Source organism: Streptacidiphilus sp. PAMC 29251 (genome assembly GCF_054208735.2).
The window spans coordinates 2,628,258-2,653,256 of sequence record NZ_CM135725.2; the positions used below are offsets into that span (position 1 = coordinate 2,628,258).

Annotated in this window: 24 protein-coding genes and 1 pseudogene; 19 read left to right on the plus strand and 6 right to left on the minus strand. The window is 72.3% G+C overall.

Annotated features, from left to right (window positions below; translation table 11 throughout):
• Window positions 1–128 precede the first annotated feature (128 nt).
• Entirely contained in the window at window positions 129–1,181 is a 1,053-nt protein-coding gene (locus ACXKR8_RS12295; RefSeq protein WP_458272930.1) for a helix-turn-helix domain-containing protein, read from the plus strand.
• A 30-nt stretch (window positions 1,182–1,211) separates the two neighbouring features.
• Window positions 1,212–1,715 (plus strand): MarR family winged helix-turn-helix transcriptional regulator, encoded by a 504-nt coding sequence (locus ACXKR8_RS12300; RefSeq protein WP_458272931.1) that lies wholly within the window; start codon window positions 1,212–1,214, stop codon window positions 1,713–1,715.
• A gap of 54 nt (window positions 1,716–1,769) precedes the next feature.
• Here the strand turns inward: ACXKR8_RS12300 and ACXKR8_RS12305 are convergent, their stop codons facing one another.
• Both ACXKR8_RS12305 and ACXKR8_RS12310 read right to left on the minus strand, forming a co-directional pair.
• Window positions 1,770–2,267, minus strand: a complete 498-nt coding sequence (locus ACXKR8_RS12305) for a methylated-DNA--[protein]-cysteine S-methyltransferase (protein ID WP_458272932.1) — start codon at window positions 2,265–2,267, stop codon at window positions 1,770–1,772.
• A 14-nt stretch (window positions 2,268–2,281) separates the two neighbouring features.
• A pseudogene (locus ACXKR8_RS12310) lies at window positions 2,282–3,840 on the minus strand (AlkA N-terminal domain-containing protein).
• Window positions 3,841–3,959: 119 nt separating this feature from the next.
• On the opposite strand from ACXKR8_RS12310, the gene ACXKR8_RS12315 reads away from it, so the two are divergent.
• Window positions 3,960–4,439 carry a rhodanese-like domain-containing protein gene (locus ACXKR8_RS12315; protein ID WP_458272934.1) on the plus strand — a complete coding sequence of 160 codons (480 nt, stop codon included), beginning with the start codon at window positions 3,960–3,962 and terminating at the stop codon, window positions 4,437–4,439.
• Between the two features lie 281 nt (window positions 4,440–4,720).
• A complete protein-coding gene (locus ACXKR8_RS12320; protein WP_462100479.1) occupies window positions 4,721–5,167 on the plus strand; it encodes a hypothetical protein in 447 nt (148 codons plus the stop codon).
• 49 nt (window positions 5,168–5,216) lie between these two features.
• On the opposite strand, the gene ACXKR8_RS12325 is transcribed toward ACXKR8_RS12320, so the two are convergent.
• The 4 genes from ACXKR8_RS12325 to ACXKR8_RS12340 all read right to left on the minus strand — a co-directional run bounded on the left by ACXKR8_RS12325 (window position 5,217) and on the right by ACXKR8_RS12340 (window position 10,112).
• Complete coding sequence (locus ACXKR8_RS12325; protein WP_462100480.1) at window positions 5,217–5,801, minus strand: DUF4230 domain-containing protein; 585 nt, start codon at window positions 5,799–5,801, stop codon at window positions 5,217–5,219.
• A gap of 278 nt (window positions 5,802–6,079) precedes the next feature.
• Complete coding sequence (gene rsgA, locus ACXKR8_RS12330; RefSeq protein WP_458272937.1) at window positions 6,080–7,162, minus strand: ribosome small subunit-dependent GTPase A; 1,083 nt, start codon at window positions 7,160–7,162, stop codon at window positions 6,080–6,082.
• 266 nt (window positions 7,163–7,428) lie between these two features.
• Window positions 7,429–8,643, minus strand: a complete 1,215-nt coding sequence (locus tag ACXKR8_RS12335; RefSeq protein WP_458272938.1) for a YihY/virulence factor BrkB family protein — start codon at window positions 8,641–8,643, stop codon at window positions 7,429–7,431.
• Between the two features lie 83 nt (window positions 8,644–8,726).
• Window positions 8,727–10,112, minus strand: a complete 1,386-nt coding sequence (locus ACXKR8_RS12340; protein ID WP_458272939.1) for an FAD-dependent oxidoreductase — start codon at window positions 10,110–10,112, stop codon at window positions 8,727–8,729.
• A gap of 223 nt (window positions 10,113–10,335) precedes the next feature.
• Here ACXKR8_RS12340 and ACXKR8_RS12345 point away from each other — a divergent pair, with 223 nt between their 5' ends.
• From ACXKR8_RS12345 to ACXKR8_RS12415, 15 genes are all read left to right on the plus strand, one after another.
• On the plus strand, window positions 10,336–11,226 hold the full coding sequence (locus ACXKR8_RS12345) for a metal-dependent hydrolase (RefSeq protein ID WP_458272940.1): 891 nt from the start codon (window positions 10,336–10,338) through the stop codon (window positions 11,224–11,226).
• Between the two features lie 86 nt (window positions 11,227–11,312).
• Entirely contained in the window at window positions 11,313–12,434 is a 1,122-nt protein-coding gene (locus ACXKR8_RS12350) for a PDR/VanB family oxidoreductase (protein WP_458272941.1), read from the plus strand.
• Window positions 12,435–12,439: 5 nt separating this feature from the next.
• Window positions 12,440–13,366, plus strand: coding sequence for an alpha/beta fold hydrolase (locus ACXKR8_RS12355; RefSeq protein ID WP_458272942.1), 927 nt, complete (start codon window positions 12,440–12,442; stop codon window positions 13,364–13,366).
• Window positions 13,367–13,371: 5 nt separating this feature from the next.
• Window positions 13,372–15,024: an acyl-CoA dehydrogenase family protein gene (locus tag ACXKR8_RS12360; protein ID WP_458272943.1), complete on the plus strand. Its 1,653-nt coding sequence runs from the start codon at window positions 13,372–13,374 to the stop codon at window positions 15,022–15,024.
• A 78-nt stretch (window positions 15,025–15,102) separates the two neighbouring features.
• The gene (locus tag ACXKR8_RS12365) at window positions 15,103–15,186 is read left to right on the plus strand and encodes a putative leader peptide (protein ID WP_380513258.1); all 84 of its coding nucleotides are present in this window, start codon (window positions 15,103–15,105) and stop codon (window positions 15,184–15,186) included.
• Between the two features lie 171 nt (window positions 15,187–15,357).
• A complete protein-coding gene (locus ACXKR8_RS12370; protein ID WP_458272944.1) occupies window positions 15,358–17,064 on the plus strand; it encodes a nitrite/sulfite reductase in 1,707 nt (568 codons plus the stop codon).
• Entirely contained in the window at window positions 17,061–17,249 is a 189-nt protein-coding gene (locus ACXKR8_RS12375; protein WP_458272945.1) for a hypothetical protein, read from the plus strand. The genes ACXKR8_RS12370 and ACXKR8_RS12375 overlap by 4 nt, the downstream gene beginning before the upstream one ends.
• On the plus strand, window positions 17,233–17,955 hold the full coding sequence (locus ACXKR8_RS12380) for a phosphoadenylyl-sulfate reductase (protein WP_458272946.1): 723 nt from the start codon (window positions 17,233–17,235) through the stop codon (window positions 17,953–17,955). The genes ACXKR8_RS12375 and ACXKR8_RS12380 overlap by 17 nt, the downstream gene beginning before the upstream one ends.
• 41 nt (window positions 17,956–17,996) lie before the next feature.
• Window positions 17,997–18,578 (plus strand): adenylyl-sulfate kinase, encoded by a 582-nt coding sequence (cysC, locus tag ACXKR8_RS12385; RefSeq protein ID WP_458272947.1) that lies wholly within the window; start codon window positions 17,997–17,999, stop codon window positions 18,576–18,578.
• Window positions 18,575–19,516: a sulfate adenylyltransferase subunit CysD gene (gene cysD / locus ACXKR8_RS12390; RefSeq protein ID WP_458272948.1), complete on the plus strand. Its 942-nt coding sequence runs from the start codon at window positions 18,575–18,577 to the stop codon at window positions 19,514–19,516. The genes cysC and cysD overlap by 4 nt, the downstream gene beginning before the upstream one ends.
• A gap of 2 nt (window positions 19,517–19,518) precedes the next feature.
• Window positions 19,519–20,817: a sulfate adenylyltransferase subunit 1 gene (locus ACXKR8_RS12395; RefSeq protein WP_458272949.1), complete on the plus strand. Its 1,299-nt coding sequence runs from the start codon at window positions 19,519–19,521 to the stop codon at window positions 20,815–20,817.
• A 286-nt stretch (window positions 20,818–21,103) separates the two neighbouring features.
• A complete protein-coding gene (locus tag ACXKR8_RS12400) occupies window positions 21,104–22,246 on the plus strand; it encodes an aliphatic sulfonate ABC transporter substrate-binding protein (RefSeq protein ID WP_458272950.1) in 1,143 nt (380 codons plus the stop codon).
• A gap of 177 nt (window positions 22,247–22,423) precedes the next feature.
• Complete coding sequence (locus tag ACXKR8_RS12405; protein WP_458272951.1) at window positions 22,424–23,221, plus strand: ABC transporter ATP-binding protein; 798 nt, start codon at window positions 22,424–22,426, stop codon at window positions 23,219–23,221.
• Window positions 23,208–24,155, plus strand: a complete 948-nt coding sequence (locus tag ACXKR8_RS12410) for an ABC transporter permease (RefSeq protein WP_458272952.1) — start codon at window positions 23,208–23,210, stop codon at window positions 24,153–24,155. Before ACXKR8_RS12405 ends, ACXKR8_RS12410 begins: the two co-directional genes overlap by 14 nt.
• Window positions 24,152–24,955 carry a sirohydrochlorin chelatase gene (locus ACXKR8_RS12415; RefSeq protein ID WP_458272953.1) on the plus strand — a complete coding sequence of 268 codons (804 nt, stop codon included), beginning with the start codon at window positions 24,152–24,154 and terminating at the stop codon, window positions 24,953–24,955. Before ACXKR8_RS12410 ends, ACXKR8_RS12415 begins: the two co-directional genes overlap by 4 nt.
• The last annotated feature ends 44 nt before the right edge of the window (window positions 24,956–24,999 follow it).

Below are 24,999 nucleotides of genomic sequence, written 5' to 3' on the forward strand. Positions count from 1 at the left end.
CTCATCGGACACAGATCCCTCACACCGGCTCAACTACCCGGAAACCACCTGGCCAGGCATGATGACCTTCAACACGCAGACCACCCCGCCGATCGGCGCGGGTCGACGGAGGAGCGAGGTGCGGGCAGGTGCTTGGCTTCGTCGGGCTGGACGAGGACAGCGAGGAGGCCTACCGGCTCCTGGTCGGCCTCGGCTCCGCCTCCGTCCCCGAACTGGCTGGCAAGCTCGGCTGCTCCGAGCAGGCGCTCGGCCGCACCCTGACCGTCCTGGAGGACCTCGGCCTGGTCGCGCAGACCGCCGGTGAACCGCTGCGCTACACGGCCGCCCCGCCCGCGGTCGCGCTGGGGGCGGCCCTCTCCCAGCGCCGGCACGAGCTGTCCCAGGCCGAACTGGCGGTCGACCTGCTGGCCCGGGAGTACCGCAACAACGCGGTCGGACTGGCCGTCAACGACCTGATCGAGGTGGTGATCGGCGCGGACGCGGTCCGGCACCGCTTCGAGCAGTTGCAGCTCGGCGCGGAGCACGAGGTGCTCGCCCTGGTCACCGACGCGCCGGTGGCCGTCCGCGGGGACGACAACGACGCCGAGCCGGTCGCGGTGGCCCGCGGGGTGTCCTACCGGGTGGTGATCGAACGCGGGGTGCTGGACGCTCCGGGCGGCATGCCGCATGTGGTGGCGGCGCTGGAGCGGGACGAGCAGATCCGGGTCGCGCTGCGGGTGCCGACCAAGCTGATCGTCGCGGACCGCTCGCTGGCGATGGTGCCGCTGCGCCCGCTGGCCTCGCCCGGCGAGCCCTCGGCGCTGGTGGTCAGGGCCGGCGGGCCGGTGGAGGCGATGGTCGGACTGTTCGACTCGGTCTGGGAGCAGTCGCTGCCACTGCGGCTGGCCTCGCCGGTCCCCGCCGGGACGGACGGCCAGCCGGCCGCCCCGGCCGAGGACCCGGAGGTGCTGATCGACGCGGGCGAGCAGCCCGACGACGTGGACCTGCAGATCCTCTCGATGCTGCTGGTGGGGATGACCGACGTGAGCGTGGCCAAGCAGCTGGACCTCGGACTGCGCACGGTCCAGCGCCGGGTGAAGCGGATGATGGACCTCGCCGAGGTCACCACCCGGATGCAACTGGGCTGGCACGCCTACGAACGCGGCTGGGTCTCCCGGCACCGGACGCTCCCCCGGACCTGAATCGTCCGTACGTCGGACTAATCTGTGCACATGCCCGAACCTGCCGCAGCACCGCCCGCTCTCGCCACTGCCACCGACCCGGCGCAGGTGCAGCGCCTGACCGATGTGGTGACCCGGCTCCGCCGCGCCCTGCGCAGCAGCATCCGCACCGAGTACCCGTGGGAGTCGCTGCCGATGGCGCAGGTCGAACTGCTGCAGACGCTGGCCTCGGGGCCGATGCGGGTGGGTGAGCTGGCGTCCCGGCAGCGGCTGGCGCCCAACACCGTGAGCGGGTTGATCGGCAAGCTGCTGGAATCAGGATTCGTCGACCGCCAGGCCGACCCGGGCGACCGCCGCACCGCGCGGATCGCCCTGACCGAGGCCGGCCACCGGCAGCTGGTGGACTGGCAGCGGGCGCACGAGCGGCGGATCGCCACCGCGCTGTCGGCGATCTCGGTGGAGGACAACGCGGCGGTGATGGACGCCCTCGGCGGCCTGGAGCGGCTGGCCGCGGCGCTGGGCGCGGAGCAGCCGCCCCCGCCGCCCGCCGACTGAGCCGTCGGCCTTGAGCCTTGAGCCGCACGGGAGCTGTCAGCTGCACAACGGCCGTCAGCTGAACAGTGCCGTCTCCGGCGACTCCAGTCGCAGCAGCAGCCGCTTGGCGTCCAGCCCCGCGGCGAAGCCGGTCAGCGAGCCGTTGGCCCCCACCACCCGATGGCACGGCCGGATGATCAGCAGCGGGTTGGCGCCGATCGCGCCGGCCACCGCCCGTACCGCGCTGGGGGGCTGGCCGGCCGCCGCGCCCAGTTGGCCGTAGGTGACGGTGCTGCCGTAGGGGATGCTGTCGAGCGCCTCCCAGACCCGGCGGCGGAACTCGCTGCCGTGCGGGGCCAGCGGCAGGTCGAACTCCTTGAGGTCACCGGCGAAGTACGCGGTGAGCTGCTCGACCGCCGCGGCGAAGGGCTCCGGATCCTCGGTCCAGGCCGGGTCGGGGCGGCTCACCTGGCCCTTGGTGTTGGGGGCGAGCGCCGCGCTCAGACTGCCGTCCTCGTCGGCGACCAGCAGCAGCGGGCCGAGCGGGGAGTCCATCGTGGTGTAACGGGTCATCAGCTGCCCCATCGTCAGTTCGTTTTGCTTCCAGGAGAGTTCACAGCGCCGAGCGCGGCCCAGAGGTGGTGCACGGCGTAGGAGCGCCAGGGCCGCCAGGCCGAGTCGTCCGGGGCCTCCGGCGCGCCGATGCCCCGCAGCCCGTGCCGGACGCCGATGTCGCTGGGCAGATAGGCGTCCGGGTCGCCGAGGGCGCGCATCCGGATGTAGGAGACGGTCCAGGGGCCGATGCCGGGCAGCGCGAGCAGCGCCGCGGCGGCCTGCTCGCGGTCGACGCCGGGGCTGAGGTCGACCGCGCCGGTGGCCAGGGCCGCGCACAGCCCCCGCAGCGCCCGCTGCCGCGCGCCGGGCATGGCCAGATCCGCGGAGTCGGCCTCGGCGAGGGCGGCCGCCCGGGGAAAGAGCCTGGTCAGGCCGCCGCTGGGGGTGGGCAGCGGTTCGCCGTAGCGCTCGGTCAGCCGTCCGGCGAGGGTGCGGGCGGCGGCCACGGTGACCTGCTGGCCGAGCACCGCGCGCACCGCCAGCTCATGCGGGTCGACATGGCCGGGCGAACGGAGCCCGGGCCGGGCGGCGACCAGCGGGGCCAGCACCGGATCCGCGCCGAGCTGCCGGTCCACCGCGTCCGGGTCGGAGTCGAGGTCGAACAGCGCCCGGATCCGCTGCACCGCGCTGGTGAGGTCGCGCAGCGAGGTGAGGGTGAGCCGGCAGTCCAGCCAGCCCTGCGGCTTGCGCGGCTGGTCCACCTCGGCGGTCCCCGGGCCGCCGGGCAGCGCCAGCGTCCGGCGGTAGCTGCGGACCCGGCCGGTGCCCGCACCGGTGCCCCCACTGCTGCCCCGGCCGGTGCTGACCACCTCCTCCACCCCCGGCACCGCACGCAGGGCCAGGAAGTCGAACAGGTGGACGGCGTCCAGCGGGCCCCGGTGCGCCAGCCGGAGCGCGATCGTCCCCGGCACCGCGGCCGGACGGCCCGGCCGGCGGCGCAGCTCGGTCGGGGTGAGCCCGTAGACCTCGCGGACGGTCTCGTTGAACTGACGGACGCTGGCGAAGCCGGCCGCGAACGCGGTGTCGGTGGCGCTGAGGTCGGTGGTCTGCAGCAGCAGCCGCGCGGTGTGCGCCCGCTGCGAGCGGGCCAGCGCCTGCGGTCCCGCGCCCAACTCGGCGACCAGTTCCCGGGTGAGGTGCCGCTCGCTGTAGCCGAGGCGGGCGGCGAGGCCGGTGACGCCCTCGCGGTCGACCACCCCGTCGCCGATCATGCGCATCGCCCGGCCGACCAGGTCCGCCCGCAGGTTCCATTCCGGCGATCCCGGCACGGTGTCCGGACGGCAGCGGCGGCAGGCCCGGTAGCCGGCGCCCTGGGCGGCTGCGGCGCTGGGGTAGAAGTGGACGTTCTGGCGCTTGGGGGTGGTCGCGGGCAGCTCGGCCGGCAGTAGATGCCGGTGGTGCGGACCGCGGTGAAGAACACGCCGTCGAAGCGGGCGTCGCGGCTGCTGACGGCTCGGTAGCTGGTCTCCTGGTCAATCACAGGGTCCAGTGTGCGGCATTTCCGGAGCCCGGACTGGCGGTGATCGGACATGGAGGTTCGCCCCGCACCGCTGGCGGAATCTTTGCGTGAGGCGGCGTCCACGCCACTCGCCGGGCCCTACCCCGGTGGCGGACGATCGTTGCACCAGCGACCGCACCCAAGGAGCCCCGATGACCGCCCCGACCGTCCCCACCAGCGCCGTCCTCGGCGTGGCCGCCGCCGACCCGGCCGTGGCCGCCGCCCACTTCGCCGCCCGGCTCGCCTTCGAGGCCGATGTCTCCGACGTCCGCGCCGACCTGCTGGCTGCCGTGCCCGGCCTGGTCCTGGTGGACTCGCGCAGCGACGTCTCCTGGGCCCAGGGCCACATCCCCGGCGCCGTGCACATCCCGACCGCACGCATCCCCGAACTCGCGCCCGGACTGGTCGACCCGGCCGCCACCGTGGTCACCTACTGCTGGGGCCCCGGCTGCAACGGCGCCACCCGCGCCGCCCTCGGCTTCGCCCGGCTCGGCTACACCGTCAAGGAGATGCTCGGCGGCTTCGAGTACTGGGCCAGGGAGGGCTTCCCCTACGAGACCGCCCAGGGCACCGACCAACGCCCGGTCGACGACCTCACCGCCCCCCGCTCCGGCATCTCCTGCGCCTGCTGAGGGCCGCCGCCGTCCGGGAACCGATCCGCCCGGCTCGGCGTCGCACCTCCGCATCGTCTACGGAGGAGAACCCATGCGCCGCGCGCCTGTTCTGATCGCCTGCACCGCCGCCGTCCTGCTCGCCGCGGGGTGCGCGGCGGCGCCCGGAAGCACCGTGCGGATCTCCGCACAGGCCGCCGCGCCCGACAAGACGATCGGGGGGACCGCCGGGAAACCCTGCCCCGGCTACGACCTGGCCCAGGCCAAGGCCCAGCCACTGCCCGAGGTCAGCGGAAACGCCGATGAACACCCCTCAGGCCGAGGAGCTGGCGCAGGCGTTGAACCCCAGGGGCGACAAGACCTTCGCGGACGTCTTCGGCACCCTGGTCGTCGACTCCCCGCCGGGACGGGTGCTGCTCTGTGTCACCGACCTGGACCAGGGCCGGAAGATGGCGGCGGCGGCCAAGAAGAAGGACCCGGGCATCGATCTGACCAGGCTCGACATCGACCAGTGCCGCTACTCCCAGCGGACCCTGGACGCCGCGATCGGCCGGTTGACCAAGGCGGTCGGCTTCAAGGCCGCCGGATTCCCGCTCTACACCTGGTCGCCCACCTCGGACTCCTCCGGCGTCACGGTGACCACCACCAAGCAGGGCGCGGCGTCCAAGGCCCTGCGCCAGAAGCTGACCGCACTGTCCGGCGGCATACCGGTCACGGTCGCCATCGGCTCAGCGGTCGTCCCGCTGTAGACGAGGATGCGCGGCCCCAGCAGGGGCCGCGCATCCTCGTCCCGTCTGCCTACTTGTAGCTGACGGTGACGGTGGTGAAGCCCAGGGAGGTCAGCAGCCCCTTGAGCATCGAGGTGGTGTTCTGCTCCGCCCTGGTGGTCAGCGCGGTGGACTTGGCCGCGTCCTGGATCTTCTGCGCCGCAAGGATGTTCAGCTTCTGCTGGTCGTTGGGGTCGCTGGAGAAGAAGTCGCCGATCCGGTTGAAGAACCCGCGCTGCTCGGCGAAGGTGTAGCTGCGCTTGGGGTCCAGCGCCGCCGAGGCCAGCTGCGCGTGCGGGAGCACCAGCGTGGCGGTCTTCCGGTCGGGAGTGACGGTCACCCCGGCCTTACCCAGGTCCACATAGGAGTCGACGGTGCCGGCCGCGACATAGAGGGTGCGCTTGCCGAGCAGCTGCGAGGGCAGGAACTTGGCTTCGCTGTCCACGTCGACGACTATCTGGAAGTTGCCGTCGGCCGCGTCGTAGCGGCTCATGTTCTCGATCGACTGGAGTACGGCCGGCTGGCTGCGGTCGACCTCCTTGGTGCCGAAGGGGTTGGGGATACCGGGCAGCCAGTTGAACTTCCCAGCGGCGATGAACAGCCCGACGATCACCACGAAGGTGATGGGGATGCTGATGTACCAGGGGATGCGGCGCGGTGCGTACCGGCGCTCCTCCGCGACGGGCGCCGCTCGGTCTCCACCGCGTCGCCACGCAGGGACCTCATGGGATGTCTCCTTCTACCAGGGGCTGGCACAGGGGCGTCGTGCTGACGCCCTCAGAGGTTCTCTTACCCAGCGTTCACCAACCCAAGGACCCCTCAGTTCGACAGTGGGGCACAACAGCTTTGTCACCGGCCGGACCCGGCCGAACCCGACCGAACCCGGACCCGGGCTCAGCGCCGCCCCTTGGCCCGCATCGCCTCGGCCCCCGCCTTTCCGATGGCCTTCCAGCGCCGCAGCTGCTCGGCCCGCAGCCGGGCGTCGGTCCGGGAGGCGATCCAGGCGTTCTCGCGGAGCAGCTTGCGGTAGCTCTCCAGCCGACGCTCGGTCAGCACCCCGTCCGCCAGCGCCTCCAGCACCGCGCAGCCGGGTTCGGCGACATGGCCGCAGTCGCCGAAGCGGCAGCCCTCGGCCAGTTCCTCGATCTCGGCGAAGACCTGCTGCAGGCCCTCCGCGGAGTCGTACATGCCGACCCCGCGCAGCCCCGGGGTGTCGATCAGCACGCCGCCGCCGGGCAGCGGCAGCAGCTCGCGGGTGGTGGTGGTGTGCCGGCCCTTGTTGTCGCCGTGCCGGGTCTCCCTGACCTCCATGACGGGCCGGCCGAGCAGCACATTGGCGATGGTGGACTTGCCCGCGCCGGACTGCCCGATCAGGGCGCTGGTGCCGGGCAGGCAGGCGGCCAGGACGTCCATGCCGCGCCCGGTGGCGGCGCTGATGACCAGCACGTCCGCGCCGGGGCAGACCTGTTCCACGTCCTCCCGGATGTGGTCGGCGTCGGGGGCGAGGTCGGACTTGGTGAGGACGACCAGCGGTTGCGCGCCGCTCTCCCAGGCCAGGGCGAGGAAGCGCTCGATCCGGCCGAGGTCGGGCGGGGTGGCCAGCGAGGCGGCGATGACGACGGTGTCGACGTTCGCGGCCAGCACCTGGCCCTCGGACCGCTGCGAGGAGGTGGAGCGGACCACCGCGGTCCGCCGCGGCAGCAGGGCCTGGACGTAGGTCCCGGCGGCGCCGGTGGCGACGGCGGCCCAGTCACCGGTGCAGGCCCAGTGCAGCGGGTCGTGGTGGCTGACGGGTCCGGTGTCGGCGCGTACGGTCGCGACGGTGTCGCCGTCGGCGATCGCCACGTCGCAGATGCCGCGGTCGACCCGGACGATGCGGCCGGGGACGAGACCCGCCTCGGCCATGGGTGCGAAGAGGTCGTCGAGCTCAGAGGTCCAGCCGTAGGAGTCCAGCGGCTGGGAGTATGCGGAAGGCAACGCGATGGGGCCCTTCGGGAGTTGCTCCCGAGGCGCAGAGTCGCTGGTGGCGCGGTGTCAGTCTGCGGCCGGGAACGGGGAGAGGTTGGCTGAGGTGCTGCCCAGGGCAGCCGTGGAGACAGTGATGTCCACGGGGCTCACCCCTCTCTCGTTGCATGGTTCCCGATGCGCGGTGCACCGAACGGGGACGAGACTACGAGGCCCGTCATCCCACCCGCAACAGGTTTTTGACCTGCGGTTTCGATCCGACCAGCAGAGCCACCCGGTCAGGGCCGGCGCCGTCCCCGGTCGCCGCGGCGCCACTTCTCCAGCTCCTCCTCCGGCGGCGGGTAGGGGTTGCGGCGCGGGTTGCCCCTGGCCTGGATCCGGCCGCGGAGATTGGTCGGCGGCAGGAAGTCGGCCCAGCGCTCCGGGTACTCGGCCGGGGCCTCGCCCTCCGCCTCCTCGCCCTCGGGGGCCGGGTTGGCCGCGTTGTTGCGCACCGCCGAACGGCGGGCCTCGGAGCGGCGTATCAGCTCGGCCGCCGCCTCCTCCCTGGCGCGCTCGTTCTCCTCGCGGGCCAGCGCGGTCTCCCGGCTGGGCCACATCCGGTCGATCGCGGCGTTCATCGCGGCGCCGATCAGCACCGCGAGCGCGGTGACCCCGATCCACAGCAGCACCGCGATCGGCGCCGCCAGCGAGCCGTAGACGGTGGGGCCCTCGACCGCGTGCACCAGGTAGAAGCGCAGGATCCCGCTGCCGATCACCAGCACCAGCAGCGCCACCAGCGCCCCCGGCAGGTCCTCCCGCCAGGGCGTCCGGACCGGCACGGCGACGTGGTAGAGCGTGGTCAGCAGCAGCACCGAGAGCAGCAGCGCGGTGGGCCAGTACAGCGCGTGGATCGGTCCCTGCGCGGCCGGGAACTCGTGCTCGACCCAGCCGGGGCCGGCCACGATCAGCGGCAGCACGATGGTGCCGACCAGCAACGCGATGATGTAGAGGCCCAGCGAGAGGATCCGGGTGTGGATGATCCCGCGGTTGCCCTCCAGCCCGTACATGATGGTGACGGTCTCGACGAAGACGTACAGCGCCCGGGAGCCCGACCACAGCGCGAGCAGGAAGCCGATCGAGATCAGATCCGGCCGGCCGCCGCTGAAGACGCTCTTGAGCAGCGGTTGGACGATCTGGTCGATGGACGACTGGGACAGCACGGTTCCGGCCGCGTTGAGGATGTTCTGCTCCACCGCCTGGATCGTCCCGGCGCTGAGGTAGCCGAGGGTCCCGGCCACCGAGAGCAGCAGCGGCGGCACGGACATCAGGGTGAAGAAGGCCACCTCGGCGGCGAGGCCGGTGACCCGGTACTCCATGCAGGTGTTGGTGGTGTCCTTGATCAGCTGCCAGACGATCACCCGGTACGACGCGCCGGAGCGCCGCCGCCCGGCACGCCGGGACGGCCGGCCCCGATGCCGGGCCTTGGGTGGAGTTTCGCCTGCTGGTTGCACGTTCAGAGACTATCCAATCCCGAACGGCGAAGAACCCGCCCCGACATGCTGTCAGGACGGGTTCTCACCAGCGGGAGCGGACCTCAGCGGCGGTCCTGCGCCTCGGCCGCGGCCTCGCTCGCGTCGAGCATCCCCTCGCGGGGGACGATCTTGATGCGCTCGCGCCCCTCGGCCGCGCCCAGGGCGCGCTCGGCGGCGTCCAGCCGGTACCAGCCGTCCCAGGTGGTGTAGCGGACGCCGGCGGCCTCCAGGAAGGCGGTGACCGCCTCCTCGGCGGGCTGGGCGGGCTCCTGCAGCCGCTCCGCGCGGAAGTCCTCGACCAGGTGCGCCACGGTCTCGTTGGCGTCGCCCTTGGTGTGGCCGATCAGGCCGACCGGGCCGCGCTTGATCCAGCCGGTGACATAGGTCGACCGCAGGTGCTCGCCGCCCTCGATCACCCGGCCGCCCTGGTGCGGGACGGTGCCGCTGTCGGTGTCGAAGGGCAGCTTGGGCAGTTCGGCGGAGAGGTAGCCGACGGCCCGGTAGACCGACTGCACGTCCCAGTCGTGGAACTCGCCGGTGCCGGTGACATTGCCGGTGCCGTCCAGCGCGGTGCGCTCGGTGCGCAGCCCGACCACCCGGCCGTCCTCGCCGAGTACCTCGGTGGGCGACTCGAAGAAGTGCAGGAACAGCTTGTGCGGGCGGTCGCCGACGTCGCGGATGGCCCAGTTCTCCAGCGTGGAGGCGACCATGTCGGCCTGCTTGTTGGAGCGGCGGGTGGTGACGCTGCCCTCGTCGTAGTCGATGTCCTCGGGGTTGACGATGACCTCGATGGTCGGCGAGTGGTCCAGCTCGCGCAGCTCCAGCGGGCTGAACTTGGCCTGGGCCGGGCCGCGGCGGCCGAAGACGTGCACCTCGAGGGCCTTGTTGGCAGCCAGGCCCGCGTAGACATTGGCCGGGATCTCGGTGGTCAGCAGTTCGTCGCCGGTCTTGGCGAGGATCCGGGCCACGTCCAGGGCGACATTGCCGACGCCGAGCACGGCGACCTTCTCGGCGGCCAGCGGCCAGCTGCGCGGCACGTCCGGGTGGCCGTCGAACCAGGAGACGAAGTCGGCGGCGCCGTAGGAGCCGTCCAGCTCGATGCCGGGGAGGTCCAGCTCCCGGTCGGCGCTGGCGCCGGTGGAGAAGACCACCGCGTCGTAGAAGGTCCGCAGGTCGTCCAGGCTGATGTCATTGGGGTAGTCGACATTGCCGAAGAGGCGGATCTGCGGCTTGTCGAGGACCTGGTGCAGGGCGCTGATGATGCCCTTGATCCGGGGGTGGTCCGGCGCCACGCCGTAGCGGATCAGGCCGAAGGGGGCGGGCATCCGCTCGAAGAGGTCGATCGAGACCCCCGGGTCGGCGGCGACGTCGGACTTCATCAGGGCATCGGCGGCGTAGATGCCGGCGGGGCCGGCTCCGACGATGGCGACCCGCAGGGGGCGAGGCATGTGATGGTTCCTTTGACTTGCGTGGCCGCGGGGGCCGGACGGGCGGACGAGCTCCGGTAAGGGTAAGCATGCCTAAGTGGCACCGCGTCACAGTACCCGGCTCCGGGCTATGGATGCATAAGCCAAATTTATGGCCCATCAAAGATCTCGATCGGTTCTGACCCCTATCGGCGCACCGCCCACCGACCTTACTGTTCAGTAAGTATCCCCAGGGAGGGTCTTCATGCCGCATGCCACGACCGGCGACGACGAGCACCACGGGCTGGTGCTGCAGCCCAGGGACGTCCACTTCGACTGGGACGCCCTGCCGATGCACTGGATCCCCGGTGAGCCCCTGGCCACCCATGTCGTCAATGTGCTGCACCTGCTGCTGCCCGAGGGCGAGCGCTGGTTCGTCCGGACCTTCAAGGAGGCGCTGCCGCTGATCAGGGACGAGCGGCTGCGCGAGCAGGTGCTCGGCTTCGTCGGCCAGGAGGCGATCCACGCCGAGGCGCACCAGGGCGTGCTGGACCACCTGCTCGCCAAGGGCCTGGACCCCCGGCCCTATGTCGCCCAGGTCGAGTACCTGTTCCAGCGGATCCTCGGCGAGCGCCCCGAACTGACCGGGACGGCCTCCCGGGAGAGCCTGATCGAACGGGTGGCCATCGTCGCCGCCATCGAGCACTTCACCGCCTTCCTCGGCGACTGGGTGCTCAACGCCGACGGCCTGGACCGGGCCGGGACCGACCCGACCATGCTGGACCTGATCCGCTGGCACGGCGCCGAGGAGGTCGAGCACCGCAGCGTCGCCTACGACCTGCTGCGGCACCTGGATCCCGGCTATCTGCGCCGGGTGCGGGCGATGGCGATCACCGGTCCGGTCATGCTCAAGCTCTGGATCAGCGGCACCCGCTTCCTGCTGGCGCACGACCCGGAACTGGCCTCCGCGGTGGTCCCGAGCTGGCGCGGCTACACCTCGGCCTCCCGGCGCGGGCTGCTGCCCCGGCTGGGACGGGCCTCCCGCTCGGCGGCGCGCTACCTCAGCCCCCGCTACCACCCCACCCAGGAGGGCTCGACCCGGCAGGCCGTCGCCTACCTGGGCACCTCCCCCGCAGCCCGCGCCGCCGCGCACTAGCGGCCACCGCCCACCTGCACCGACCGCCGGCCCCGGGCCGGGCCGGGCGCACCTTCGGACGTATGGAGAGAGGGACCAGCCGCCCCATGAGCCACGAGCTGCCTCCGGCCGACCCGCACGGTCGCCGACCCGAGGCTCCCGCCGACCCCTACGGTCACCGACCGGAGGAGCGCTACCTGCGCTTCCTGGACACCCTGGTCCGCTACTACCTGCCGCTCACCACCCGCAGGGACCGCTACGGCCGCCGCCCGCCCCAGCCCGTCAGCGACCAGCTGACGGTGCTGGTCGCCGCGCGCACGCCCGTGGCCGAGGGCGTGGTCTCGCTGCTGCTCCGGGCGCCGGACGGCGCACCGCTGCCGCCCTGGCAGCCCGGCGCGCACCTGGATCTGACCCTGCCCTCGGGCCTGCGCCGGCAGTACTCGCTCTGCGGCGATCCGGCCGACCGCAGCGGCTACCGGATCGCGGTCCGGCACCTGCCGGCCGGCGGGGGCGGCTCCGCCGAGATCCACACCGGGCTGCCGCAGGGCACCCGACTGACCGTCAGCGCCCCGCGCAACGCCTTCCCCTTCGCCGCCGACGCCTCGGTGCTGCTGGTCGCGGGCGGCATCGGGATCACCCCGATCCTGGCGATGGCCCGCGAGGCCGCCCGGCGCGGCCTCGACTGGCGGCTGGTGCACACCGGCCGATCCCGCGGGTCGATGCCCTTCGCCGAGGAACTGGCCGCGCTGGACCCCGGCGGCGAGCGGATCACCTTCTGCGCCGACGACGAGCACGGCGGCCCCGCCGAAGGGGCCGAGCTGCTGCGCGGAGCAGGCCCCGGCACCGCCGTCTATGTCTGCGGCCCGGCTCCGATGCTGGACACCGTCCGCGCCGCCTTCGAGACCTCCCCCGCCACCGCGCTGCACTTCGAGCGCTTCAGCGCCGCCCCGGTGGTCGGCGGCCGCCCGTTCACCCTGCGGCTGCGCGGCAGCGGCCGGGTGCTGCGGGTCCCGGCCGACCGCAGCGCGCTGGACGTGCTGGCGGCCGACGACCCGGGCACCGCCTACTCCTGTCGCCAGGGCTTCTGCGGGGTCTGCCGCCGCCAGGTGGTCTCCGGCACGGTCGAGCACCGCGACCGCAGGCTCAGCGACCAGGAGCGGGCCGAGGGCCAGATGCTCGTCTGCGTGTCCCGCGCCCCCGAGGGCGAATGCCTGGAACTGGAAGGATAGGCACCATGCCTGACGCACCATCAGCCCTCAAGACCGTCATCGGCTCCTCCCGCGTCCCGCTCGCGGTCCACGCCGCCGGGAACCCGGACCACCCCACCGTGCTGCTGGTGCACGGCTACCCGGACACCCACGCGGTCTGGGACGACGTGGCCGCGGACCTCGCCGCCGACCACCATGTGGTCCGCTACGACGTCCGCGGCGCCGGGGCCTCCGGCCGTCCGTCCCGGGTCAACGACTACCGGCTGGAACTCCTCGCCGACGATCTGTTCGCGGTCGCCGAGGCGGTCAGCCCCGGGCGGCCGGTGCATGTGGTGGCGCACGACTGGGGCTCGGTGCAGTCCTGGGAGGCGGTCACCCGCCCCGGTGCGGAGGTGGCGATCGCCTCGTTCACCACCATCTCCGGCCCCTGCCTGGACCATGTCGGCCACTGGCAGCGGCGCCGCGCGGGCCGGCCGACGCCGCGCCACCTGGTCCAGCTGGTCAACCAGCTCACCCACTCCTGGTACATCGGCGCCTTCCACGTCCCGGTGCTCGCCCCGGCCGCCTGGCGGTACGTCCTGGCCCGGCGCTGGGGCGCGCTGCTGCAGCGGATCGAGGCGGTCCCGCCCCGCCCCGGCCACCCGCAGGCGACGCTGGCCGAGGACGCCGTGCACGGCATCAAGCTCTACCGCGCCAATATGCTGCCCCGGCTGCTGAAGCCCCGTCAGCGGACGACCGATCTGCCGGTGCAGCTGATCACCCTCAGCCGCGACAACTACGTCCGCCCGGCCCTGAACGAGGACCTGGAGCGCTGGGTGCCGGCTCTGCGCCGGCGCACCCTGGACACCGGGCACTGGGCCGCGCTGCTGGTGCACGGGAGCGCCACAGCAGGCCTGGTCCGCGAGTTCGTCGCCGACACTGCTGGCCTCGCCCACCCTCCGGGCCTACGGTGACAGGCATGACGACGCCCCCGCCCGCGACCCACACCGTCACCAACCAGCCGCCGCCGCTGGTCGACTACGACGTCTACGCCGCGGACACCGCGCTGCGCGAGGGCGTGGCCCGCTACGCCACGCCCAAGCGGCTCGGCGAGATCGACGCGGAGCTGAGCGTGCTGGGCCGGGCGGCCGGCTCGGCCGAGGCGCAGCGCTGGGGCGAGCAGGCCAACAGCAGCGAGCCGGAGCTGCGCACCCACGACCGCTACGGCAACCGGATCGACGAGGTCGAGTTCCACCCGGCCTGGCACCAGCTGCTGGACCGCGCCGTCTCGGCGGGCCTGACCGGCGACGCCTGGACCAGGATGAACGGGCATCTGCGCCGGGCCGCGGGCTTCATGGTGTGGTCGCAGGCCGAGTACGGGCACGGCTGCCCGGTGTCGATGACCCATGCCGCTGTTCCGGCCCTGCGCGCCGACCCGGCGCTGGAGCAGCAGTGGGTGCCGCTGCTGACCTCCCGGACCTACGACCCGGGGCTGCGGGCGCCGGGCGAGAAGCGCGGGGCGCTGGCCGGGATGGGGATGACCGAGAAGCAGGGCGGCTCCGACGTCCGGGCGAACACCACGACGGCGGTGCCGCTGGCGGCCGACGGCGAGTACGCGCTGACCGGGCACAAGTGGTTCTGCTCGGCGCCCATGTCGGACGTCTTCCTGGTGCTGGCGCAGGCCCCCGGCGGCCTGACCTGCTTCGTTCTGCCCCGGGTGCTGCCGGACGGGACCAGGAACGCCTTCCGGATCCAGCGGTTGAAGGACAAGCTGGGCAACCGCTCCAACGCCTCCTCGGAGGTGGAGTTCGACGGCACCACCTGGGCCCAGCGGCTCGGCCCGGAGGGGCGCGGGGTGCCGACCATCATCGAGATGGTGGCGGCGACCCGGATGGACTGCGTGCTGGGCTCGACCTCGCTGATCCGGCAGGCGCTGGCCCAGGCCTCGCACCACGCCGCGCACCGCAGCGCCTTCGGCGGCCTGCTGCTGGAGAAGCCGCTGATGCGCAATGTGCTCGCGGACCTGTCGCTGGAGTCGGAGGCGGCCACGGTGACGGCGCTGCGGCTGGCGGCCGCCTTTGACTCGGCCACGTCCGAGGAGAGGGATTTCCGCCGCCTGGCGGTCGCCGTGTCCAAATACTGGATTACCAAGCGGGCCCCGGCCGTGGCCGCCGAGGCGCTGGAGTGCCTGGGCGGCAACGGCTATGTGGAGGAGTCGGGGATGCCCCGGCTGTTCCGCGAGTCCCCGCTGAACTCGGTCTGGGAGGGCTCCGGCAGCGTCAACGCCCTGGACGTGGTCCGGGTGCTGACCCGGGAACCGCAGGTGGTGGACGCCTTCCTGGCCGAGCTGCGACTCGCCGAGGGCGCCGACCGGCACTTCGACGCCGCGCTGAAGGAGCTGCTCACCGAGCTGGCCGACCAGGAGGGCCTGGAGGCCAGGGCGCGCCGGGTGGTCGAGCGGCTGGCGCTGCTGCTGCAGGCCTCGCTGCTGCTGCGGCAGGCCCCGGCCGCGGTCGCCGACGCCTTCTGCGTCTCCCGCCTCGGCCGCGACTGGGGTTCGACCTTCGGTACGCTGCCGGTGGGCCTCGATCTCGGTGCCATCGTGGACCGGAGCAGGCCTCTCATCAGCTGATCTCACCAGGCGAGACATATTTGTTCATATAATGGACGGTGCTGGACGCAAGAAACCTCGGCATGCGAGGCTTCTGCCATGTCTGGTTCTGGAACTGCCCTGGTCGGTCGACTTCACGTCGATCTCGGCCGCATGTCCAGCGCCATCTGTCCGGCGACCTGAGACCACACTGCCGTAGTGCTGTAACGACCCGCCGCCTGTCGGCCCGGATCAGGTCACCGCCGCGCACACCCACACGAGCCGAGACATGATCGTGCAGGTCAGCGCCGCTGTGCAGACCGGGAACCGCCGTCAGGCACCCAGGCCCCCGCCACTCTGCCGAAGGACTGCACCATGGCTTCCGCCCCCACCCCCGACGACGCCGAGCGCCGCCCGGCGGTCACCCGCAAGGTGACCCGCCACCGCGGTGAGGGTCAGTGGGCCATGGGTCACTTCACTCCGCTGAACGCCAATGAGCAGTTCAAGAAGGACGACGACGGTCTCAATGTGCGGACACGCATTGAGACGATCTACTCCCAGCGCGGCTTCGACAGCATCGACCCGGCCGACCTGCGCGGCCGGATGCGCTGGTGGGGCCTCTACACCCAGCGCAAGGCCGGCATCGACGGCGGCAAGACCGCGATCCTGGAGCCGCACGAGCTGGACGACGAGCACTTCATGCTCCGGGTCCGGATCGACGGCGGCCGGCTGACCACCGCTCAGCTGCGCGCCATCGGCGAGGTCTCCGACACCTACGCCCGCGGCACCGCCGACATCACCGACCGGCAGAACATCCAGCTGCACTGGATCAGGATCGAGGACGTCCCGGCGATCTGGCAGAAGCTGGAGGCCGTCGGCCTGTCCACCACCGAGGCCTGCGGCGACTGCCCGCGCGTCATCATCGGCTCCCCGGTCGCCGGTATCGCCGAGGACGAGATCATCGACGGCACCTGGGCCGTGGACGAGATCCACGAGCGCTACATCGGCAACAAGGAGTTCTCCAACCTCCCGCGCAAGTTCAAGACCGCGATCTCCGGATCCCCGGTCCAGGACGTGGTGCACGAGATCAACGACATCGCCTTCGTCGGCGTGGTCCACCCCGAGCACGGCCCCGGCTTCGACGTCTGGGTCGGCGGCGGCCTCTCCACCAACCCCCGGCTGGCCGAGCGCCTCGGCGCCTGGGTGCCGCTGGACGAGGTCCCGGACGTGTGGGCCGGCGTGGTCGGCATCTTCCGCGACTACGGCTACCGCCGACTGCGCACCCGGGCCCGGCTGAAGTTCCTGATGGCGGACTGGGGACCGGCCAAGTTCCGGCAGATCCTCGAGGACGAGTACCTCAAGCGCCCGCTGCTGGACGGCCCGGCCCCGGCCGAGCCCAGCACCCGCTGGCGCGACCACGTCGGCGTCCACCCGCAGAACGACGGCAACTTCTACGTCGGTTTCGCCCCCAAGGTCGGCCGGGTGGACGGGGCGACCCTGGCGAAGATCGCGGACGTCGCCGCCGCCCACGGCTCGGACCGGCTGCGCACCACGGTCGAGCAGAAGATGATCATCCTGGACGTCGCCGCCGACCAGGTCGAGTCGCTGGTCGCGGCACTGGACGCGCTGGACTTCCAGGTCCGCCCGTCCTCGTTCCGGCGCGGCACCATCGCCTGCACCGGCATCGAGTTCTGCAAGCTCGCCATCGTCGAGACCAAGGGCCTGGGCCGGGATCTGATCGCCGACCTGGAGCAGCGCCTGCCCGACTTCGACCAGCCGATCAGCATCAACATCAACGGCTGCCCCAACGCCTGCGCCCGGGTCCAGACCGGCGACATCGGGCTCAAGGGCCAGCTGGTGCTGAACGCGGACGGCGAGCAGGTGGAGGGCTTCCAGGTGCACCTCGGCGGCGCCCTCGGCTTCCAGGCCGGCTTCGGCCGCAAGATCCGCGGCCACAAGGTCACCGCCGACGAGCTCCCCGACTATGTGGAGCGGGTGCTGCGCCGCTTCGAGAAGGAGCGCACCGAGGACGAGCCCTTCGCCGAGTGGACCCTGCGCGCGGACGAGGAGGCCCTCAAGTGAGCGAGCGTGCCGCACCGTTCCACTGCCCCTACTGCGGGGACGAGGATCTGCGCCCCAGCGAGGAGGGCGGGCACGGCAGTTGGGAATGCGGCTCCTGCCGAAGGGCGTTCCAGCTGAAGTTCCTCGGCCTGCTTTCTGCCGATACGTCTTATTCTGGGGGATCGCCGGATGACCACAGAGACTGACATACCGACCCGCACACCCGAACAGCTGGAAGCCCTCGCCGTCCAGGCGGGCCATGACCTGGAGCACGCCTCCGCCCAGGAGGTGATGCGCTGGGCCGCCGAGACCTTCGGCCGGCGCTTCGCGGTCACCTCCTCGATGGAGGACGCCGTGGTCGCGCACCTGGCCTCCACCGCCCTGCCCGGGGTGGACGTGATCTTCCTGGACACCGGCTACCACTTCCCGGAGACCATCGGCACCCGCGACGCGGTGGCCGAGGTCTACCCGGTCAATGTGATCACGCTGACCCCGCGTCAGTCCGTGGCCGAGCAGGACGCCGAGTACGGGCCGCAACTGCACGACCGCGACCCCGACCTCTGCTGCAAGCTGCGCAAGGTCGAGCCGCTGAACCGCGGCCTGGCCGGCTACGACGCCTGGGCCACCGGGCTGCGCCGGGACGAGTCGCCGACCCGGGCCGACACGCCGGTGGTCTCCTACGACCCCAAGCGGCAGAAGGTCAAGATCGCCCCGATCGCCCGCTGGACCCAGGCCGACGTGGACGCCTATGTGGCCGAGCACGGCATCCTGCTGAACCTGCTGCTCAGCGACGGCTACGCGTCGATCGGCTGCGCCCCCGAGTCCTGCACCCGGCGGATCCTGGCCGGCGAGGACGCCCGCTCGGGCCGCTGGGCCGACGCCGGCAAGACCGAGTGCGGCATCCACCTCTGAGCTCCCGCCCCACCCGACACCCCAGACCTCTGGAGCAGACCTTGACCACCACAGTCGACGCAGCGCCCGCCACGGCGGCCGCCGTGGCGCAGTGCGGCGCCACCGTGTGGCTGACCGGCCTGCCCAGCGCCGGGAAGACCACCATCGCCCTCGCCCTGGCCGAGCAACTCCGGGCCGAGGGGCACCGGGTGGAGATCCTGGACGGCGACGAGATCCGCACCTTCCTCTCCGCCGGGCTCGGCTTCACCCCCGAGGACCGCGACACCAACATCCAGCGGATCGGCTTCGTCGCCGAGCTGCTGGCCTCCAACGGCGTCAAGGTGCTCGCCCCGGTGATCGCCCCCTACGCCGCCTCCCGCGCCGCCGTCGCCGCCCGCCACGCGGAGCAGGGCACGCCGTACCTGGAGGTGCACGTCGCCACGCCGGTCGAGGTCTGCTCGGTCCGCGACGTCAAGGGCCTGTACGCCAAGCAGGCGGCGGGCGAGATCTCGGGCCTCACCGGGGTGGACGACCCCTACGAGGCCCCCACCGCCCCCGACCTGCGGATCCAGGCGCACACCCAGCCGGTGGCCGACTCGGCCGCCGCCCTGCACGCGCTGCTCACCGAGAGGGGACTGGCGTGACCACCGCGACCGACATCCCGGCCTCAGCCCCGTACGACAACCCCTATGCGCTGTCCCACCTGGACGCCCTGGAGGCCGAGGCCGTCCACATCTTCCGCGAGGTGGCCGGCGAGTTCGAGCGCCCGGTGGTCCTCTTCTCGGGCGGCAAGGACTCCATCGTCATGCTGCACCTGGCGCTGAAGGCGTTCTGGCCGGCCGCGGTGCCGTTCTCGCTGCTGCACGTCGACACCGGCCACAACTTCCCCGAGGTGCTGGCCTACCGCGACCGCACCGTGGCCGAGCACGGCCTGCGGCTGCATGTCGCCTCGGTCCAGGACTTCATCGACGACGGCCGGCTGCGGGAGCGTCCGGACGGGCTGCGCAACCCGCTGCAGACCGTGCCGCTGCTGGACGGCATCGAGTCCAACCGCTTCGACGCGGTCTTCGGCGGCGGCCGCCGGGACGAGGAGAAGGCCCGCGCCAAGGAGCGGGTGTTCTCGCTCCGCGACGAGTTCGGCGCCTGGGACCCGCGCCGGCAGCGCCCCGAACTGTGGTCGCTCTACAACGGCCGGCACTCCCCCGGCGAGCACGTCCGGGTCTTCCCGCTCTCCAACTGGACCGAGCTGGACGTCTGGCAGTACATCGAGCGCGAGGGCATCGAGCTGCCGGAGATCTACTACGCGCATGAGCGCGACGTCTTCAAGCGCAGCGGGATGTGGCTGACCGCGGGCGACTGGGGCGGCCCCAAGGCGGGCGAGACGGTGGAGCGCAGGCTGGTCCGCTACCGCACCGTCGGCGACATGTCCTGCACCGGCGCGGTCGACTCGGCCGCCGCCACCGTCGCCGACGTGGTCACCGAGGTGGCCGCCAGCCGACTGACCGAACGCGGGGCCACCCGTGCCGACGACAAGGTGTCCGAGGCAGCCATGGAAGACCGCAAGCGCGAGGGGTACTTCTAGACATGTCGACCGAACTGCACAACGAATCTCCCCCGTTGGAGACCGGGTCGGCCACCGCCCTGCTGCGCTTCGCCACGGCCGGCTCCGTCGATGACGGCAAGTCAACTCTGGTCGGGCGGCTGCTTCATGACTCCAAGTCAATCCTCACCGACCAGATGGAGGCGGTCACCGACGCCTCCACCAAGCGCGGGCAGGAGGCACCCGACCTGGCGCTGCTGACCGACGGCCTGCGGGCCGAGCGGGAGCAGGGCATCACCATCGACGTGGCGTACCGCTACTTCGCCACCGCGCGCCGCCGCTTCATCCTCGCGGACACCCCGGGGCATGTGCAGTACACCCGGAACATGGTGACCGGCGCGTCCACCGCCGAGCTGGCCGTGGTCCTGGTCGACGCCCGCAACGGCGTGGTCCAGCAGACCCGCCGGCACGCGGCCGTGGCCGCGCTGCTGCGGGTGCCGCACGTGGTCCTGGCCGTCAACAAGATGGACCTGGTCGACTACGCGGAGCCGGTGTTCGCGGCCATCGCCGAGGAGTTCAACGCCTACGCGGCCTCGCTCGGCGTGCCGGACGTGACCGCCATTCCGATCTCGGCGCTGGCCGGGGACAACGTGGTGGAGCCGTCCGCGCACATGGACTGGTACGGCGGCCCGACCCTGCTGGAGCACCTGGAGACGGTCCCGGTCGGCACCGACCGCTCGGCCGAACCGGCCCGCTTCCCGGTCCAGTACGTGATCCGCCCGCAGAGCGGCGAGCACCTCGACTACCGCGGCTACGCCGGGCAGTTGGCCTCCGGGGTGCTCCGCAAGGGGGACGCCGTCACCGTGCTGCCGTCCGGGCTGACCACCACCGTGGCCGGGATCGACGTGCTCGGCAAGCAGACCGACCTCGCCTGGGCCCCGCAGTCGGTCACGGTCCGGCTGACCGACGACCTCGACGTCTCCCGCGGCGACCTGATCGCCTCCGGCACCCCGCCGGAGCCGACCAAGGACGTCGTGGCGACGGTCTCGCACCTGCACGAGCGGCCGCTGTCGGTCGGCGACAAGGTGCTGCTCAAGCACACCACCAGGACCGTCCGGGCGATCGTCAAGGACATCCCGTACCTGATCGACATCGACAGCCTGGACCGGATCGAGCGGCCGGGCAGCCTCCGGGTCAACGACATCGGCCAGGTCGTGCTGCGCACGGCCGAGCCGCTGGCGCTGGACCCGTACGCGGTCAGCCGGTTCACCGGTTCGTTCCTGCTGATCGACCAGGCGGACGGCACCACCCTCACGGCCGGCATGGCCGGCGAGGCGTTCTAGTTCTTTACAGCACCACCAACACGAAGGGTTCTCACGATGGGCGGCGAGGCATTCTCCCGCATGGCGAAGGAAGGCGGACGGGTCGGCAGCGGCGCGCTCGGCGCGGGCCAGGGCGGGATCGCCCGCTGTCGTCCCGCAGGGCGTTGACCGGGATCCGCTGATCCCGGCCCCGGATCGTCGCGGCAGCCGCGCCGCCCTCCCGGGTTCCCCGGCCCCCGCGTCCCCATGGCGCGACGGTCGAGCACCACGCCGTACCCTCCTGCCCCACCATCGTGAGGACACCTCCATGTCTGCCCTGCCCCTGCCCCTGAACCGCACCCGTGCCAGACGCGCCGCCCTTGTGGCCACCGCCGGCCTTGCCGCCGTCAGCCTGCTCAGCGCGTGCAGCTACGGCTCCAAGTCCACCACCGCGGCGGCCCCCTCCTCCTCTGCTGCTGCCGCTGGTTCCGCCTCTGCCGCCAAGCTGTCCGCGGACACGGTGCACATCGGCTACTTCGCGAACCTGACCCACGCGACGCCGCTGATCGGCATCCAGAACGGCCAGTTCCAGAAGGACCTGGGCTCGACCACCATCAAGACCCAGATATTCAACGCGGGACCCTCCGAGATCGAGGCGCTGAACTCCGGCGCGATCGACATCGCCTGGATCGGCCCCTCCCCCGCGATCAACGGCTACGTCAAGTCCAAGGGCGCCGCGCTGAAGATCATCTCCGGTGCCACCTCCGGCGGCGCCGAGCTGGTGGTCAACCCCGCGAAGATCAAGAGCGTGGACGACCTCAAGGGCAAGAAGATCGCCACCCCGCAGCTGGGCAACACCCAGGACGTGGCGCTGCTGAACTACCTGTCCACCAAGGGCTTCAAGGAGGACGCCAAGACCGGCAAGGGCGACGTCTCGGTGATCCGCACCGACAACTCGATCACCCCGACCGCGTACTCGGCCGGCTCCATCGACGGCGCCTGGGTGCCCGAGCCGACCGCCTCCAAGCTGGTGGCCGAGGGCGCGAAGATCCTGATCGACGAGAAGACGCTGTGGCCCGAGGGCAAGTTCGTCTCGACCAACGTGATCGTCTCGCAGACCTTCCTCAAGGCCCACCCGGACGTGGTCGAGGCCGTGCTGAAGGCCTCGGTGGACACCAACACCTGGATCGCGGGCAACCAGGACGCGGCCAAGAAGGACGCCAACGACGCGCTGACCACGCTGACCAAGAAGGCCCTGTCCGACAAGGTCCTCGACGCCGCCTGGTCCGAGCTCAGCGTCACCAACGACCCGCTGGCCTCCACCCTGAAGACCGAGGCGGACCACTCGGTGACGGCCGGGTTCATCACCGCCCCCGACCTGTCCGGGATCTACGACCTGACCCTGCTCAACAAGGTCCTCGCCACGGCGGGCCAGCAGCCGGTCTCCGCGGCCGGTCTCGGCGCCCAGTAGTCCCGGGATCATTGGTCCCCCGGATCATTGGTCTTCCGGATCATTGGTCTCCCGGATCCCGTGAAAAGCTCCGGTGCCCGTCCCGAGTCCGCGTCGATGCCCGTCGCAACGGACCGGGACGGGCCCCGGCCCCCTGCTTCTCCCCACCAGCCCAGCCCTGTTCCAGGAGGTGACCGGATGGCCCCGGTAGTCACCGAACCACTGCCCGGCCCCGCACTCGCCACCGAGCCCCCGGCCGTGACGCTGGACCACGTCAGCAAGTCGTTCGGGCGCGCGGGCGCCACGCACCCCGTTCTCGACGACATCAGCCTCACCGTCGCGCCCGGCGAGTTCGTCTGCCTCCTGGGAGCCTCCGGCTGCGGCAAGTCCACCCTGCTCAACCTGGTCGCCGGACTCGACCAGCCCACCAGCGGCAGCATCGAGGTGCCCGGCGGCCGGGCCGCGCTGATGTTCCAGGAGCACGCGCTGTTCCCCTGGCTCACCGCCGGCCAGAACATCGAGCTCGCGCTGCGGCTGCGCGGCCTGCCGCGGGCCGAGCGCCGGGCCGAGGCCGAGCGGCTGCTCGCCCTGGTCCGGCTCACCGGCTCGCACGGCAAGCGGATCCACGAACTGTCCGGCGGCATGCGCCAGCGCGTCGCGCTGGCCCGCGCCCTGGCCCAGGACGCCAACGTGCTGCTGATGGACGAGCCCTTCGCCGCGCTCGACGCCATCACCCGCGACGTCCTGCACGAGGAACTGACCCGGATCTGGTCCGAGACCAGCGTCTCGGTCCTCTTCGTCACCCACAACGTGCGCGAGGCCGTGCGCCTGGCCCAGCGCGTGGTGCTGCTCTCCTCCCGGCCCGGACGGGTCGCCGCCGAGTGGACCATCGACCTGCCGCAGCCGCGCCGGATCGAATCCGCCGGGGTGGCCGACCTCTCCGTCGAGATCACCGACCAACTCCGAGGGGAGATCCGCCGCCATGTCCAGCACTGACCTCACCACCGAGACCACCGAGACGCCGGTCGACGCCGTACCCGGCACCGGTCCCGGCTCCGCCTCCGCCTCCGCCGACGAGGCCGCGTCCCTCGGCGCGGGGCTCGACGCGCTGGAGGCCCAGACCGTCGAGCGCACCCCGCTGCGCAGCGTGGTGCTCAACAAGGTGCTGCCGCCGATCATCGCCATCGCGCTGGTGCTGCTGCTCTGGCAGGGCGCCTACGCGGCCCACCTCAAGCGCCCCGACCTGCTGCCCAGCCCGCTGGACGTCTGGAACAGCCTGCACGACCAGTGGCTCCAGGGCACCATCCTCGGCACCATCTGGACCTCGCTCTCGCGCGGCGCCCTGGGCTTCCTGGCCTCGGTCGTCATCGGCACCCCGATCGGCCTGCTGGTCGCCAAGGTCAGGCCGGTCCGGGCCGCGATCGGGCCGATCCTGTCCGGGCTGCAGTCCATCCCCTCGGTGGCCTGGGTCCCGGCCGCGGTGATCTGGTTCGGGCTCAGCAACGCCACCATCTACGCCGTGGTGCTGCTCGGCGCCGTCCCCTCCATCGCCAACGGCCTGGTGGCGGGCGTCGACCAGGTCCAGCCGCTCTACCTGCGGGCCGGACGCACCCTGGGCGCCACCGGACTGCGCGGCATCTGGTACGTCCTGCTCCCCGCGGCGCTGCCCGGCTACCTGGCCGGTCTCAAGCAGGGCTGGGCCTTCGCCTGGCGCTCGCTGATGGCCGCGGAGCTCATCGCCAGCTCCCCCGCGCTGGGCCTCGGTCTCGGCCAGTCGCTGGAGGATGCCCGCGAGGTCCAGGACATGCCCGGCGTGCTGTCCACCATCCTGCTGATCCTGCTGGTCGGCATCGGCATCGAGCTGCTGATCTTCGCCCCGCTGGAGCGCCGGGTGCTGCGCTCACGCGGCCTCCTGGTGGCGCGTCGATGACGTTGCACCACCCCGGCACGCTGCTGCTGGTCGCCCACGGCAGCCGCGACCCGCGCCACGCCGCCACGGTCACCGACCTGGCGGCGCGGGTGCGGGCGCTGCGGCCCGGGCTGCAGGTGGAGATCGGCTACCTGGACCACTGCGCACCGAGAATCAGCCAGCTGCTGGCCCGGCTGGACCGGGGCTCCGGCCGGGACGGCGGCTCCGGCCACAGCAGCGCGGAGGTGGTCGCCCTGCCGCTGCTGCTGAACCGGGCCTTCCACGCCCGCAGCGACATCCCGGCCGTACTGGCCGAGGCCGCCGCCGCCCACCCGGGCCTGACGATCCGTCAAGGTCCGGTCCTGGGACCGTCCGCGCTGCTGCTGGACGCCCTGGACCGACGCCTCGCCGAGCAGGGGGTGCACCCCTCCGCCGACACCGGGGTCGTGCTGGCCGCGGCCGGCTCCTCCGACCCGGCCGCCAACGCGGTGACCCGCGAGGTGGCCGCCGCCTGGCAGCGGCTCCGCGGCTGGGGCGGCGTCGAGGTCGCCCACGCCTCCGCCGCCCCGCCCCGGGTCGCCGACGCCGTCGCCGCACTGCGCGCCCGCGGCCTGCGCACGCTGGCCGTGGCCCCGTACCTGCTGGCCCCCGGGCTGCTGCCGGACCGGATCGCCGCCGAGGCCCACGCCGCCGGCGTCGACACCGTCGCCGCGCCGATCGGCGCGGCCCCGGAACTCGCCCGGCTGCTGCTGCGCCGCCACGACCAGGCGCTGCGGTCCGGATCCGTGCCGCTGCACCATCGACTGTCCCGGGTTGGCTGAAAACCACCCTTCCAGTCGACAGCAGGCTGTCAATTCGACAGAAT

Excerpts from the sequence above, each read along its gene's own strand:
- ACXKR8_RS12300 (WP_458272931.1), top strand. The coding sequence starts at position 1,212 with ATGCCCGAACCTGCCGCAGCACCGCCCGCTCTCGCCACTGCCACCGAC.
- ACXKR8_RS12305 (WP_458272932.1), bottom strand. The coding sequence starts at position 2,267 with ATGACCCGTTACACCACGATGGACTCCCCGCTCGGCCCGCTGCTGCTG.
- ACXKR8_RS12315 (WP_458272934.1), top strand. The coding sequence starts at position 3,960 with ATGACCGCCCCGACCGTCCCCACCAGCGCCGTCCTCGGCGTGGCCGCC.
- ACXKR8_RS12320 (WP_462100479.1), top strand. The coding sequence starts at position 4,721 with ATGAACACCCCTCAGGCCGAGGAGCTGGCGCAGGCGTTGAACCCCAGG.
- ACXKR8_RS12340 (WP_458272939.1), bottom strand. The coding sequence starts at position 10,112 with ATGCCTCGCCCCCTGCGGGTCGCCATCGTCGGAGCCGGCCCCGCCGGC.
- ACXKR8_RS12345 (WP_458272940.1), top strand. The coding sequence starts at position 10,336 with ATGCCGCATGCCACGACCGGCGACGACGAGCACCACGGGCTGGTGCTG.
- ACXKR8_RS12350 (WP_458272941.1), top strand. The coding sequence starts at position 11,313 with ATGAGCCACGAGCTGCCTCCGGCCGACCCGCACGGTCGCCGACCCGAG.
- ACXKR8_RS12355 (WP_458272942.1), top strand. The coding sequence starts at position 12,440 with ATGCCTGACGCACCATCAGCCCTCAAGACCGTCATCGGCTCCTCCCGC.
- ACXKR8_RS12360 (WP_458272943.1), top strand. The coding sequence starts at position 13,372 with ATGACGACGCCCCCGCCCGCGACCCACACCGTCACCAACCAGCCGCCG.
- ACXKR8_RS12365 (WP_380513258.1), top strand. The coding sequence starts at position 15,103 with ATGTCTGGTTCTGGAACTGCCCTGGTCGGTCGACTTCACGTCGATCTC.
- ACXKR8_RS12370 (WP_458272944.1), top strand. The coding sequence starts at position 15,358 with ATGGCTTCCGCCCCCACCCCCGACGACGCCGAGCGCCGCCCGGCGGTC.
- ACXKR8_RS12380 (WP_458272946.1), top strand. The coding sequence starts at position 17,233 with ATGACCACAGAGACTGACATACCGACCCGCACACCCGAACAGCTGGAA.
- ACXKR8_RS12395 (WP_458272949.1), top strand. The coding sequence starts at position 19,519 with ATGTCGACCGAACTGCACAACGAATCTCCCCCGTTGGAGACCGGGTCG.
- ACXKR8_RS12400 (WP_458272950.1), top strand. The coding sequence starts at position 21,104 with ATGTCTGCCCTGCCCCTGCCCCTGAACCGCACCCGTGCCAGACGCGCC.
- ACXKR8_RS12405 (WP_458272951.1), top strand. The coding sequence starts at position 22,424 with ATGGCCCCGGTAGTCACCGAACCACTGCCCGGCCCCGCACTCGCCACC.
- ACXKR8_RS12410 (WP_458272952.1), top strand. The coding sequence starts at position 23,208 with ATGTCCAGCACTGACCTCACCACCGAGACCACCGAGACGCCGGTCGAC.
- ACXKR8_RS12415 (WP_458272953.1), top strand. The coding sequence starts at position 24,152 with ATGACGTTGCACCACCCCGGCACGCTGCTGCTGGTCGCCCACGGCAGC.